The sequence below is a fragment of the Acinetobacter sp. 228 genome (assembly GCF_048147885.1).
Genome location: NZ_JAYWYV010000006.1, coordinates 95,796 through 109,000, shown reverse-complemented (window position 1 = coordinate 109,000; position 13,205 = coordinate 95,796). Strand labels below are relative to the sequence as shown.

The window sequence follows — 13,205 nt, the reverse complement described above, 5'->3', positions numbered from 1 at the left end:
CACAGCAAACGCTGGATCAGGTTTAAACCTAAAAACCTTGAAGCAATAAAAAAAGCCACAGCCCGAAGACTGTGGCTTTTTTTAAATCTGAATTAGAACAATACGCGTACGCGAATTGTGCCTTCAACGTTGTGAAGTGTTTCCAGTGCTTCCTGAGATGCAGTCGCATCGACATCCATGACCAGGTAACCTACATCGCCTTTAGTCATCAGAGACTGACCAGAGATGTTGATGCCGTGTTCGGCAAACAGGTTGTTGATCTTGGACAATACGCCTGGAATGTTTTTGTGGATGTGAAGAAGACGGTGTTTGCCCTCAGTCAATGGAAGCGCGATTTCCGGGAAGTTCACCGCAGAAAGGGTCATACCTTTGTCAGAGTAAGCAACGAATTTTTCAGCCACTTCCAGACCGATGTTCGCCTGAGCTTCCATGGTAGACCCCCCCACGTGTGGAGTCAGAATCACGTTTGGCAGGTTACGTAGTGGAGAAACGAATTCTTCACCATTTGCTTTCGGCTCTTTCGGGAATACATCTACGGCCGCACCCGCAATGTGTCCAGACTTGATCGCATCTGCCAGATCTTCAATCACGACACATGTACCACGTGCTGCATTCAGGAAGATTGAACCTTCTTTCATTTGCGCAAACTGTTCTTTTCCAAAGAAATTACGGGTAGATGGCAGATCCGGAACGTGTAGAGTAACCACGTCTGCATTGGCAAGTAATTCGCCCATAGAACCGACTTGACGTGCATTACCTAAAGGTAATTTGGTCACCGCATCATAATAGATTACTTTCATGCCCAGACTTTCAGCCAGTACAGAAAGTTGTGAACCGATTGAACCGTAACCTACGATACCTAAAGTTTTACCACGTGTTTCGAATGAACCGACAGCCGATTTGTTCCAGCCACCTGCATGTGTATCTGTTGATTTTTCAGGTACACGGCGCAGAAGAAGAATAGTTTCTGCCAATACCAGTTCAGCAACTGAACGTGTATTTGAATATGGTGCATTAAATACCGGAATACCGCGACGCATTGCAGCATCAAGATTGACCTGATTGGTACCGATACAGAAACAACCTACTGCAATCAGTTTGTTCGCGGCTTCAAATACTTCTTCAGTCAATTGAGTACGGGAACGAATACCGACAAAGTGTGCATCTTTAATCGCTTCTTTCAGTGCTTCGCCTTCGAGCGCTGTTTTGCGATAGTCGATGTTGGTATATCCAGCTGCATTCAATGTATCGATTGCGTTCTGGTGAACGCCTTCTAGCAATAGAAAACGGATTTTATCTTTAGGTAGAGAAAGATGTTGGCTCATTACGGCTCCGCTACAAAGGCCAAATTTAGTCGCGGTATGATAGCACAGGAATGGGGCGGTTATACATTTCCTTGATGGCTACAATATCAGCTGTTTTTGCAAGTGATAGTAGTGAAAATGATAGAACTGGTTGAATTAAACCATCATTTTCAAAGGTATATTATCAAAATTGTCATTTTTTCAGGGAAACGCCAAAAAATAGCTTATAATATTGCGCCATGCTGTTTAAGCTCCCATTTTTGGTGCTTTAATCAGCATGTTTCGCCTGATTTGTATCCATGTTTTTATGCATAAAAAATGTGCAAATGAACCAGCGAAGTCTTTCTTGTTTAAATCATGCTAGGTCTGCAAACGATGAATGCTCCAGTCGCTTTAACCCCTGAGTTATTGACCCAATTGACTGCAATTGTGGGTGAAAACCGTATTAAAACCGATACGGATAGCCTCCAGAATTGGGGTCGCGATCATACCAAGCACTTTGATCCAAACCCGTCAGTCGTTGTTTTTCCATCCTCAACGGAACAGGTCCAAGACATCGTAAAACTGGCCAACCAGTTCAATGTTGCAGTGACACCATCGGGTGGCCGTACCGGTCTTTCCGCAGGTGCAGTTGCAGCCAACGGCGAGATCGTGGTGAGCATGGACAAGATGAACCAGATTCTGGAATTCTTCCCGGCAGACCGTATGGTACGCGTGCAGGCAGGTGTGGTGACTGAACAGTTGCAGAACTATGCTGAAGAACAGGGCATGTACTATCCTGTTGACTTTGCTTCAGCAGGTTCATCACAAATCGGCGGAAATATCGGGACCAATGCTGGCGGCATTAAAGTAATTAAATACGGCATGACCCGTAACTGGGTACTCGGCCTGACTGTGGTAACCGGTAAAGGTGACATCCTTCGCTTGAACAAGGGCATGATCAAGAATGCAACCGGTTACGCACTTCAACACTTATTCATCGGTGGTGAAGGCACGCTGGGTCTAGTAACTGAAGCTGAAATTAAATTAGAGCGTCAACCACAAGACCTGCAAGTGATGGTTCTGGGTGTACCTGATTTTGATGCAATCATGCCGTTATTGCATGCCTTCCAGGCGAAAATTGATTTAACCGCATTCGAGTTCTTTGGTGAACTGGCGATGCAAAAAGTCTTGGCCAATGGCCATGTACAGCGTCCATTTGAAACCGAATGTCCATTCTACGTGTTGCTTGAGTTTGAAGCGCCGTTTGAACCGATTATGGACAAGGCGATGGAAATCTTCGAGCACTGTATGGAACAGGGCTGGGTACTGGACGGCGTGATGAGCCAAAGCCTTGATCAAGTAGAAAGCTTATGGCGTTTACGCGAAGATATTTCAGAATCTATTGCGCCGTTCATTCCATATAAAAACGACATTTCAGTTCTGATCACGCACGTTCCTGCATTCATTAAAGAAATCGATGCGATTGTGAGCGAGAACTATCCTGATTTTGAAATCTGCTGGTTCGGTCATATTGGTGACGGTAACCTGCACTTGAATATCCTGAAACCTGAAAACTTAAGCAAAGATGAATTCTTTGCCAAATGTCAGGTCGTGAACAAGTATGTCTTTGATACCGTGAAAAAATATGACGGTTCAATTTCTGCGGAACATGGTGTAGGTATGACCAAGAAGCCATATCTTGAATATTCGCGTTCTGCGGAAGAGATTGAATATATGAAAGCCCTGAAAAAAGTCTTTGATCCAAAGGGCATCATGAACCCGGGTAAACTTTTCGATCTTTAATTGTTCGAAATTAAAAAAAAGCGCATCGAAAGGTGCGCTTTTTTATTGCTGTGTAAATACAGTTACAGAGTCTAAATAGTCTTCGATTCAAAAGCTCGGCATGATGTGTTGGAATAATAATGACAATTTGGGGTTAAACAATATGTTACGGATATTGGCAGTCATAACTTTAGCTTTCGGTGTGATGGGGTCGGGTTGTACCACCACGCAACAGGTCATTGCAAAAGTACAGTCTTCTTCAGATACGCCCTTGGAACAGGTTTTGAAAATGAGACCGGATTTGCGTAAGGAACTGGCGACGGTTGAATTGCGCCAGTTCTTCAATAAGGCGGAGACACCTACCATTGGGCAGGTCAAAGTAACTGAAACCCGTTTAAAGGACGATTCAGTGCGTTCAGTCCAGACCATTTACTATTTTAGCCGTAAAAACGGGAGCTGGAAGCTGGATAATACTGACAGGTCCTATCGTTGCATGCGTGGGGCAAATACCAAAACTTTCCAGAAAGCGGTCTGTCCATAATAGTGTTTGATCTTTAGACAGATTTTGGTTAAAAGCGTATCTAAGTGATGCGCTTTTTTGTTTTGGAAGATTATCTCTACGATCAATTATATTTATTCAGAGCGTTTGAATATCTCATCTGCTAAAATTCCTGCTTTCTATTTTAGATAAAGCTCATTCTGCTTCATCCGGCAGACTGACAATAAAAACTCCCATGCAAAATATCCAGATCCAAAAACTGACCCGTGCCACACTCATGTTCCCGCTGGCACTGGTCTTGTTTGAATTCTCCGTCTATATCTGTAATGACCTGATTCAGCCGGCCATGCTGGCGATTACCCGTGATTTTGGCGTGAGTAGTTCATGGGCACCATCCTCCATGTCCTTTTTCCTGTTGGGTGGGGCATTTGTCGCAGCGATTCTGGGACCTTTGTCCGATCGTCTTGGACGTAAAACGGTACTGCTTGGTGGTGTGGCATTTTTTACCATCAGCTGTCTGGCTATTTTATTAACACCCAATATCGAAAGTTTCTTATTTCTGCGCTTTTTACAGGGCTTTGGCCTGTCCTTTATTACCGCTGTAGGTTATGCCGCCATTCAGGAAAGCTTTGAAGAACGTGATGCCATCAAAGTCATGGCACTGATGGCCAATGTGTCTTTGCTGGCACCCTTGCTAGGACCAGTGCTGGGTGCCTTTATGATTGATCACATCTCCTGGCATTGGGGTTTTATCGGGATCGCATTTCTTTCATTTCTGAGCTGGTTCGGCCTGAAAGCTAAAATGCCAAACCTGAACGTCAGTATTCCCAGACAGCCGGTCAGCTATATTCTGGATGACTTTAAACAGGTTCTAAAAAATAAACGCTTTGTGATCATGACTGTAGCCTTGCCTTTGGTAAGTTTGCCTTTGATGTTATGGATTGCCTTGTCACCGGTGATTCTGGTCGAGCAATTTGGATTCAGTAGTGTGCAATATGGTCTGGCGCAGTTTCCAGTCTTGGGCGGCCTGATTGCAGGTAATCTGATTCTGCTGAAAATTATCGATAAAATGCCGCTGGGTAAAACCGTATTATTGGGTCTGCCACTGATGCTGTTGGGTGCCGGTTTATTGATGCTGGGTTTATTGATTCCAGAGTATTTTGTTCATTGTCTGATTATCGGCACCACTTGTATCAGTCTAGGTGAGGGGGTAAGTTTTTCGGTACTTTACCGTTTTGCACTGATGTCTTCAGAAGTGTCCAAAGGCACGGTGGCCGCGACGGTTTCTATTATCCTGATGCTCAGCTTTTTTGTGGTCATTGAAGCAGTAAGAATGGCATATGAAACCTACGATATCTGGGCCTACTGTGCTGCCTCTTTGATTCTGATTGCACTCTGGTTTACTTTGCCACGCATGCAACTCAAACAGTTAATGCTGGAAAGACAGGAGCGTGGAGAGTTTTGATTTTTTAAAATTTATTTTTTGCTTAAAGATTATTTTCTAAGAAATTTACCTCTCCCTAGCCCTCACTTGCGCTTCGTTTTAAAAGCGGTACTTTAAAACTTGCTTAGGAGAGGGAATTTTCATTAAATTTAATGGTTTTTAGAATTAATAATGAAGAATAGATAGATATTGAAGGTCCTCTCTCCCTGTGGGAGAGAGTTAGAGAGAGGGAGCAATTAAGCTTCTTCCGCTACCGGTAGCTCTAGCTTCTTCAGTTTCATATCAAATAGGAATGGACCGAAAGGCAGAATCGAAGCGATTAAACCCATCACAAACATGCTGAGAGACCATTTCTGTTTTTCACATACCGCGAATAAAACCACCAGAAATAGCACAAACAGTACCCCATGCCCCATACCGACATATTTGACCAGAATCGGATTATCCATCATATATTTCACTGGCATCGCGATAAATAACAGCAGCAGGAATGAAATCCCTTCAAGCAAACCGACCAGACGCAAAGTTTTGATGTTCATAATACATATTGATTTAACCAAATTAGTTTTGAGTGTACCGAATATCACCTGAATATTGAATCTTAATAATAAAGATATATTCAATATTTTTAATAAGTTATAACCAAGTAAAGCAGTTGGTTATTTAATCTCGGCACCTAGTAATTCATGACGTAATTTTAGTAATTCCGGTAAGGTTTCCAGCAATAAACTGATCTGTTTCAGCACCAAAAGCAGATGTGCTGAGAGGTTTTCCTGTGTACTTAAGCGTTGAATTTCTGCCAGTTTATGATCAATGTCATAGGTATCTAAAGGCTGTTGTTGCAGCAATACCCCAGTTAAGGTTTGCTTGCACCAACGCATTAAATCCAGAATTTGTGTATCAGTAACCTGCTCACGGTGACTCCCCAATGCTGCAATATAACTGAGCTGGCTATGGCTATAGACCAGATAGCGAAAGGCACTTTTAACCAGTTGCGGATCTGGATTCGGTTCGGTGCTCAGGCTTGAAATCATGCTGGATAAATCAATCTGTGCATTGTGGGCCAGACGCCGTGCAGTCCGGTAAGCAATACTGTTATCTTTACCGTTTTGATATTGTTCGACCACTGCAGCAAAATAGTCCAGTGTAGCAAGCGATGATTTTTTAATATTGCTAGAAATATTACGAAAATTCCAGTCAGGCCAGATCCAGCTTACTGCCATCCATGCAATCAGACAGCCTATGAGGGTATCAATAATACGCGGTAAAATAATGGCATAACCGGCACCTTTCAGGTTAAAAATCAGGAGTACCATCAGGGTCGCCATGAGAGTGGCCATGGCATATTTTTTGGAACGTAGATAGAAAAAACCGACACCAAAAATTACTGTCAGGAGTAACTGACCTTCGACACTTGGCACAAAATACAGAATGGGAACGCCCAGCATGACCCCCAATAATGTTCCTAGGGTCCGCAATTTGAGCCGGCTTTTGGTGGCAAAATAACTGATCTGACAGACAAACAGGCTGGTCAGTAAAATCCAGTAGCCATTTTTCGCAAAGGGCAATAATGAAATGGCATAGCCGACTAGAAACACAATGGCAATCCGCACCGCATGCCGAAAGAGTGCCGATTGCGGACTCAAGTGTGGTTTGAGTTTCAGCCAGAGATCTGTGCTATCGCGAATATCATCATCAAACAGGCTCAGGTCATCAAAATGCTGCTGATAGCGTGGCTTATACAGTGCCTGTTGATCATGCAGGTGTTGTAACTGCTCATGTACACTCAGCAGATTGGCCAGAATAAGCTGTAAATTTTTAACTTCAATATTCTGTGGGTGTTGGGCAATCCAGTCCTGCATCGATTCCTGTAAATGTTTTAATGCCAGTTCATCATCTGCAGACAGATAAAATTTTTCATTGCGCAGCACACAGCCTGCCAGATGCTGACAGGCAAGGGCTTGCAAGCGGATATTTTTTTGAATCCGGAAAATCAGGTCAGTGCGGCTAAAATGCTGTTCGATCTGTTCATAATGCAGATAATTGGCTGTGGCCTGTTCATGAATATCCTGCATCAGAAAATACAGATTCAGCCAGTAAATGGTATTGCGATTGGCACGCGATGCTTTGAGTCGGGTCAATAGCGAATCTTTGCTGCGGTTAAAACTCTGAATGACTAAAGTATTTTTAAGGGACAACTCATAGAGCAGGTTTTCAACATTCGGATGCTGGTCCGGATCAAACAGTTTGGCTTTACTCAGCAGTAAATCCGACATGTGCTGCAAGCTTTGTGCGAGATTTTCCTGAACCTGCAAGGTAGGACGCAGCAGAAAAAATAGAATAGACGTCAGGCCGTACCATAGTGCTCCAATGACAAAATAAAGCGGCTGTTCATACCAGTGCTGATATTCGCCCAAGCCGAACATGGTATAGATTGACAGTAAAATGGTGCCAAATGAAATTGTGGCATAACGTTGGCCTAAGGCACCCATTAGAATAAACAGCGCACTCGATAGCGATAGCCACAGTGCAAACCAGAATTTATGTGGAGCAAGAAATTCCAGAATGCTGCTAACACTAAAAAACAGAATGATGACCAGTAACAGGTTGCGCAAACGCAGGCTTAGCCGGTCATCAAAATCAGTCAGTGCCGTGGCAATTGCTCCTAAAGTTACTGGAACGATCAAAAACTCATAACCCAGAAATTTCAGACCGAAAGTAGTACCTAAAAACACCAGCAGGATCTGCAGGCAATAAGTTATCAGCGCACTGGACTGAAAGGGCAGCAGGACAGGTTTTATAATTTTAACAAAAGTAGCAGTCGCAGGTCGGGCAGCATTCACAGGGACAGGATCCGGAAAGTAAAAACGCAAAGTTCTGAATGCAATTTAGACGCCAAAATAAAAGAAAAATCCATGAAAAAACGAGCATATTGCCCGTTTTCTCTATTTGGTCATTGGCATGAGGGTATTTAGATCACACCACAGGCAATACGTTCACCGCCGCCGCCTAATGGTAATGGGGTGTCGGAATAGTTGTCCCCACCAGCATGAACCATAATGGCACGACCCTGAACATCAGCCAGTTTCAGGCGTGGTGCAAGCAGGGTGACACGCGCAGTTCCATCAGTCTTAACTTTCAACGCTGGTAAATCGCCTAAGTGACCGGTTGTTGGCGTACCGTGATGTGGTGCCTGATTCGGATTGTAATGGCTACCTGCTGCCAGTGCTGCACCCATCTTGCCATCTTTCATTGCAGGTGCACATGATCCATTTTCATGAATATGGAAACCGCGCTCACCTGCAGGAAGCTGTTTCAAGTTGGTGCGAATGACCAGACCAGCTGGGCTGTCACTGAGTAATACGGTACCAATCTCTTGGCCTACACCTTGAGCAGTTACTGCATTTAAAGTCACTGCTCTGACCACTTCGTTTGATGGAGAGGTTGAGGCACAACCGGTAAAAAGTGCTGCGCTTAATGCGCAAAGTGTCGTAATTTTAAACAATGAAGACATGATTCTGGCATCCTGATCTTTATTCTGTTTGGTGAAATCATTTAAACAGAGCAAGACCAGAAGCTCTATATAAAATCAGTACTTAAATGTTTTGTTTTGTTTAAGTCGATTAAATATATGCTTCAAGGTGCTTTGGGTGGTGTCTCTTTTGTTTCCGGATCAATCTCATGTGCCAGGGTCGCTTTAGGCATCATTAATGGTTCATTTATATTACTTTCATGTAACCATTCACGCCAGATAGCCAGGAGTACAGCCAGAATCACCGGGCCAATAAATACCCCCACCAGACCGAAGCTGGCAATACCGCCCAGCACTCCAAACATGATCAGCAGGAAAGGAATCTGCGTTGCACCAGAAATTACCAGGGGACGAATGACGTTATCGGCGGTACTGACCACACAGATACCCCAAACCATGACTCCAATAGCTTCAATGGTTTGTCCTTGCGAAAACAGCCACAGTGCGACCGAACTATAGGCAAGAGGTGGACCGAAAGGAATCAGGGCAAAAATAAAGGTCACAATGGTTAAAACCATCGGATTTGGAACACCTGCAACAAAATAACTCATACCTGCCAGCAGAGCCTGGGCAATTGCAGTTAAACCGACCCCATAGACCACCGCTCGGGTAGTGGCAGAGATAGTAGAAAAATAATGATGCACACGTGGTCCGACCACCATTTCAAAGGCTTTACGCACCTGATTTAAAATGGTCTGACCATCACGGTAGAAGAAAAACAGCGAAAGTATGGCAAAACATAATTTAAATATATTTTTGCTGACTTCGTTCAGTACCACTTTGCCATAATTCAGATGACCTTGAATCCAGGTCGATACCGACAGCGCGATACTCTGCGGATCGGTATTGATTTCATTTAAGGTCCGGCTGATCTCCTTGCCGACAATCGGAAGTCCACGAATAAAATCAGGTACATTCAGATGACCGGAAAAGACCTGTCGCTGCAATTCCATATACAGGTTACGGCCTTCATGCTGCAACATGAAAATAGCAAAAATAAACGGAAGACCGAATACCAGAATCACGGCCAGAATCATCAGGGTCGCACTCAGTGTCGGGCGATTGCCACACATACGTAACACTGATTGATACAGGGGCCAAGTCATATAGGCAATAATTGCCGCCCAAACTACAGGAATGATGAAATACTTGAGTATATGAAAACTCAAAAAAATCAGGATAAAGAACAATCCAAATAATAAGACTTTTTGTAATATAGGCGCGTATTGTTGCACTGAATTTAATGACTCATTTTTAGGTCGTGTTCAGGCATATTAACTGAAAAAAAAGCGATCGAAAATGCTGCATTGCCAAGTAGCGTGATTATTTTCCAAGAGCTGCAGCCTGATTCAGTCTATTGACTCAAAACCATTGACTTGGATCATCAATAATCGCATTTAGTACCGGTTGCCATTGATCCTGCAGTTCCCGGTAAATTTTTTGTTGTTTATCAAAGACTGAAAGACCTTCCATCGCTAAACGGCTATAAGGGGCGCGTTCCGAAATCCAGGCCACCGGCTGTTGGTCGATTTTGTCAAAAAATTGTTGTATATCCTGATTGCTGGCTGCATTTGCTTTGGTGCGATTGGCCAGAAGCAAAATTTCGACCTTGCCTTTGCGGATACGTTTAATGTCCTGTAAATGTTTGAGAAAACGGCGGGTTGAATCGATATCAAAAAAAGAAGGCTGGATCGGGATGATAATCGCATGTGCTTCACTGACCAGCTGTTCCGCATGATCGTCACTTAACGCACCTGGTGCATCAATAATCAGGTATTCAATCTGCTTGGGAGCATCACCAATGGATTTGCTATTGCGCCAGTCCAGACTTTGAATAGGTGCCGCCTGTGCCGGGCGGTGCTTAAGCCATTGCAATGTGGATTTCTGGTTGTCGGCATCGGCCAATGCCACTGTATAACCCTTTTGTGCGAGTGCTGACGCCAAACTAATGGCTGTCATGGTTTTACCACAACCGCCTTTCTGATTCGCAACTAAAATTGTTTTCATGACTCAAGGTGATTTTATTCTGTTCCAGCCTAGCATATCATTCTTTTCAAGTATGCAAATGGCCGATATCCTCAACTTCAGTCGAATGCGATGTTATAAAAATCAAGTAAATTAGGAAGATTGAATGTCCATATGGATGGCCATGCTGATTGGCGCATGTATCGGGGTGGTATTGACCACTATTATTTTAAGTCAGACACGCAACGGACGGATCAAGGCCGAATATGAGCAGTATATCGCCGAGCTGGAACTGGAGCATCAGCAATCCCTGATTGCCGCGCAAAAGCGCAGTGTAAATACTAGCCGTGCCGTTCTCAAAGGCAAAATGGCGGAACAGCTCGCACCGATCATGCCGGAATTTCAATATCTGCCGAGTGATGCTAAGTTTCTGGGCGACCCGGTAGATTATGTGGTCTTTGATGGCTATACCGATTTTCGTGACGGGGAAGGTGCAGCCGAAGATATTGAAGTCGTCTTGATTGATATTAAAAGTGGGGGCGCACGTCTGACCAAAGGCCAGCAAGCCATTGCCCGAGCGATTCAGGAAGGACGGGTACGTTTTGAAACTGTTCGGATTGATTTTGAGGATTAATCTAAACCTCATGCAGAATAAAAAATTATGCAAAAACTACTGATTACTGCGCTGCTGTTTATGCTTGGACTTTGGGTCTGGAATGAGTTTTTCCGCGCTATTCCACATCTACAAGAAAAAGGCGTACTTAAAAATTTTAAAGTAGAACCGGTCAAGCATATTTCAGAAACCTATATTGTGCATGATCAGCGCTTTGTAAAACCCAAGCGTCGGGTTCTGCATCAGGCGAGTCCTGTGGTGGGGAGTTTTAATGATCTGGCCTATCTCAGCAATATTGATGTGCTGTTGCTGACTCAGCCGCTGCCAGCCATGCAGGCAATATTGGAGTTTGATGAAGCAAAACGCTGTTATCAGGTTGAAGGACAAATCAGCGAGGTGGATCGTAACTTCATCAATACGCATGTGCAGCATTTCAGTCTGATTGCTGCCACTGAAAAAATTGCCGATCAGATTCGCCGGTTAAAACCAGGACAGAAAATTACTCTTAGTGGTGATCTGGTTACCGTTCATTCAGGTACGACTGGACAAGAATTCACGGTGGGTACAGGTTCTAAATATCGCGGCCATTGTCAGTTACTGCGAGTGACTCAGATTCAACATCACTAAAAAGATCAGAGGGAGTTAGCCTCTTGACTTACGCAGTCGAGCCAACAGCATATGCTGACCAATCTTGGGTAGACCTGCCGCATCAATATAATTCAAGCTTTCTATTTCAAAACCGGTTTCCAGCAAGGCATTTTCAATATCGCGGTTCAGATGACAGCCATCTGCGACTTTCTTTTGAATAGGAGTAAGTAAATGTTGCAGGTGCTGGATCTTTAAATTTTGCCGATTCAGCACATGTTCGACCACATGTAAAGTACCACCCGGCTGTAGCACCCGATAAATTTCCTTTAAGCTCTGTTCGAGATCTGGAATACTGCAAAGTGTCCAGGTTGAAACCACATGTTGCAGGCTATTCGCTGCAAAAGGCAAAGTTTCTGCGCTGGCTTGAATATGCTCAACCGGAAACGCAGCCTGCTGAATCCGCGTCTCTGCCAGTCTGAAAATATCAGCATTCGGTTCCAACGCATAGAGCTTGTCAACCAGTTGATAAAACGGCAGATTCAGCCCGGTACCGAAACCAATTTCCAGCACTTCATTTGACACCCCCAAGAGCAATTCGCGGCGTAAGTCCATCAAAGCCGGGGTTTGCATGACCTGATTTAAAAGATGTGGAAAGATATGTTGTTGATAAATTTTATACAGCATCCGGGCCATTTTAATGAGATGAGAATTTGTTCTAGCTTAACCGAAAATAAAATAATCGGCATATCCCGAGCTGACCAAATTTGTTCAGTTTGTTACCAAGTTCAACTGTTTATTCATTAAAAAATACGTAAGATCAAGGAAGATATCCTTAAAACGTTTAAGCAACTTGATTAGGATTAGATTAAAAATTATGTTCAAACACTTTAAACATTATGCTTTGCTCGCCAGCCTGTTACTGCCTATTTCTGGCTACAGTTCTGTTGAGCATAATATTGCCAAAGGTTTGCCTCCTGTGGTCAAAGGTCAGTCAATTTCGGTCTTGCAGCCTTTTAAAGGTGATTTCCGTATTTTGGGTTCTAAGGTTTATAGTTCTGATCCGCAAGCCAAATTCTCTCCGATTGATTATGCAGTCAGTTGGGGGTTATTTGCTGAGCCTGAAATTGCCCGGCATATCACCGTGAATCAATATGATCGTTATTTGAACTGGAAAATGGATCGGGTACCGGTACCGGTAGAACAAGCCAAGCAGATGGTGTCCAATATGCATATCATTCCCGCCAATCCTGAAATTGCCAAGGCAATCAAAAAGGTGAAGCGTGGCGATCTGGTGCGTATGCAAGGGGAGCTGGTTGAAGTGCGTGACAAAGATCTGGTCTGGACATCTTCTTTAACCCCGACCGATACGGGTGATGGTGCTTGTGAAGTTTTCCGCGTCAGTTCCATTCAGTGGATAGAAAAAGTTGGTAAGAGCTAAACAGACATCCAGCATACTGCTGAGATGCCTAAAAAAACCGTTCCTATGAACGGTTTTT

The 13,205-nt window shown here is 43.8% G+C and carries 13 protein-coding genes; 6 read left to right on the top strand and 7 right to left on the bottom strand.

The features are described from left to right. Positions 1-92 precede the first annotated feature (92 nt). A complete protein-coding gene (gene serA, locus VXQ92_RS06830) occupies positions 93-1,325 on the bottom strand; it encodes a phosphoglycerate dehydrogenase (RefSeq protein WP_064094563.1) in 1,233 nt (410 codons plus the stop codon). 354 nt (positions 1,326-1,679) lie between these two features. Between serA and VXQ92_RS06825 the strand changes: the two genes are divergently transcribed. The 3 genes from VXQ92_RS06825 to VXQ92_RS06815 all read left to right on the top strand — a co-directional run bounded on the left by VXQ92_RS06825 (position 1,680) and on the right by VXQ92_RS06815 (position 5,032). Further along, positions 1,680-3,089, top strand: coding sequence for an FAD-binding oxidoreductase (locus VXQ92_RS06825; protein WP_064102426.1), 1,410 nt, complete (start codon positions 1,680-1,682; stop codon positions 3,087-3,089). 142 nt (positions 3,090-3,231) lie between these two features. After that, on the top strand, positions 3,232-3,609 hold the full coding sequence (locus tag VXQ92_RS06820; protein ID WP_064094562.1) for a hypothetical protein: 378 nt from the start codon (positions 3,232-3,234) through the stop codon (positions 3,607-3,609). Positions 3,610-3,802: 193 nt separating this feature from the next. Beyond that, on the top strand, positions 3,803-5,032 hold the full coding sequence (locus tag VXQ92_RS06815) for an MFS transporter (protein ID WP_064094561.1): 1,230 nt from the start codon (positions 3,803-3,805) through the stop codon (positions 5,030-5,032). Positions 5,033-5,247: 215 nt separating this feature from the next. Here VXQ92_RS06815 and VXQ92_RS06810 read toward each other — a convergent pair whose 3' ends face one another. The 5 genes from VXQ92_RS06810 to VXQ92_RS06790 form a co-directional block, all read right to left on the bottom strand. Further along, complete coding sequence (locus VXQ92_RS06810; protein WP_064094560.1) at positions 5,248-5,550, bottom strand: DUF3817 domain-containing protein; 303 nt, start codon at positions 5,548-5,550, stop codon at positions 5,248-5,250. A gap of 120 nt (positions 5,551-5,670) precedes the next feature. Then, positions 5,671-7,815 (bottom strand): YccS family putative transporter, encoded by a 2,145-nt coding sequence (gene yccS, locus VXQ92_RS06805; protein ID WP_064095165.1) that lies wholly within the window; start codon positions 7,813-7,815, stop codon positions 5,671-5,673. 167 nt (positions 7,816-7,982) lie between these two features. Beyond that, positions 7,983-8,525 carry a superoxide dismutase family protein gene (gene sodC / locus VXQ92_RS06800; protein ID WP_064094559.1) on the bottom strand — a complete coding sequence of 181 codons (543 nt, stop codon included), beginning with the start codon at positions 8,523-8,525 and terminating at the stop codon, positions 7,983-7,985. Between the two features lie 122 nt (positions 8,526-8,647). Then, positions 8,648-9,778, bottom strand: coding sequence for an AI-2E family transporter (locus VXQ92_RS06795; protein WP_416680913.1), 1,131 nt, complete (start codon positions 9,776-9,778; stop codon positions 8,648-8,650). A 127-nt stretch (positions 9,779-9,905) separates the two neighbouring features. After that, on the bottom strand, positions 9,906-10,550 hold the full coding sequence (locus VXQ92_RS06790; RefSeq protein ID WP_064094557.1) for a ParA family protein: 645 nt from the start codon (positions 10,548-10,550) through the stop codon (positions 9,906-9,908). 124 nt (positions 10,551-10,674) lie between these two features. Between VXQ92_RS06790 and VXQ92_RS06785 the strand changes: the two genes are divergently transcribed. Beyond that, a complete protein-coding gene (locus VXQ92_RS06785; protein WP_416680912.1) occupies positions 10,675-11,142 on the top strand; it encodes a Holliday junction resolvase-like protein in 468 nt (155 codons plus the stop codon). 27 nt (positions 11,143-11,169) lie between these two features. Then, entirely contained in the window at positions 11,170-11,748 is a 579-nt protein-coding gene (locus VXQ92_RS06780) for a hypothetical protein (protein ID WP_416680911.1), read from the top strand. Between the two features lie 15 nt (positions 11,749-11,763). Here VXQ92_RS06780 and VXQ92_RS06775 read toward each other — a convergent pair whose 3' ends face one another. After that, complete coding sequence (locus VXQ92_RS06775) at positions 11,764-12,393, bottom strand: class I SAM-dependent methyltransferase (protein WP_416680910.1); 630 nt, start codon at positions 12,391-12,393, stop codon at positions 11,764-11,766. Positions 12,394-12,583: 190 nt separating this feature from the next. Between VXQ92_RS06775 and VXQ92_RS06770 the strand changes: the two genes are divergently transcribed. Further along, positions 12,584-13,147 carry a hypothetical protein gene (locus VXQ92_RS06770; RefSeq protein ID WP_191730970.1) on the top strand — a complete coding sequence of 188 codons (564 nt, stop codon included), beginning with the start codon at positions 12,584-12,586 and terminating at the stop codon, positions 13,145-13,147. Positions 13,148-13,205: the final 58 nt, after the last annotated feature.

Bases quoted from the DNA above. Each gene is read 5' to 3' on its own strand.
- VXQ92_RS06825 (WP_064102426.1), top strand. From the start codon at position 1,680: ATGAATGCTCCAGTCGCTTTAACCCCTGAGTTATTGACCCAATTGACT.
- VXQ92_RS06770 (WP_191730970.1), top strand. From the start codon at position 12,584: ATGTTCAAACACTTTAAACATTATGCTTTGCTCGCCAGCCTGTTACTG.
- VXQ92_RS06810 (WP_064094560.1), bottom strand. From the start codon at position 5,550: ATGAACATCAAAACTTTGCGTCTGGTCGGTTTGCTTGAAGGGATTTCA.
- VXQ92_RS06780 (WP_416680911.1), top strand. From the start codon at position 11,170: ATGCAAAAACTACTGATTACTGCGCTGCTGTTTATGCTTGGACTTTGG.
- VXQ92_RS06785 (WP_416680912.1), top strand. From the start codon at position 10,675: ATGTCCATATGGATGGCCATGCTGATTGGCGCATGTATCGGGGTGGTA.
- VXQ92_RS06775 (WP_416680910.1), bottom strand. From the start codon at position 12,393: ATGCTGTATAAAATTTATCAACAACATATCTTTCCACATCTTTTAAAT.
- VXQ92_RS06790 (WP_064094557.1), bottom strand. From the start codon at position 10,550: ATGAAAACAATTTTAGTTGCGAATCAGAAAGGCGGTTGTGGTAAAACC.
- sodC (WP_064094559.1), bottom strand. From the start codon at position 8,525: ATGTCTTCATTGTTTAAAATTACGACACTTTGCGCATTAAGCGCAGCA.
- VXQ92_RS06815 (WP_064094561.1), top strand. From the start codon at position 3,803: ATGCAAAATATCCAGATCCAAAAACTGACCCGTGCCACACTCATGTTC.
- serA (WP_064094563.1), bottom strand. From the start codon at position 1,325: ATGAGCCAACATCTTTCTCTACCTAAAGATAAAATCCGTTTTCTATTG.
- VXQ92_RS06820 (WP_064094562.1), top strand. From the start codon at position 3,232: ATGTTACGGATATTGGCAGTCATAACTTTAGCTTTCGGTGTGATGGGG.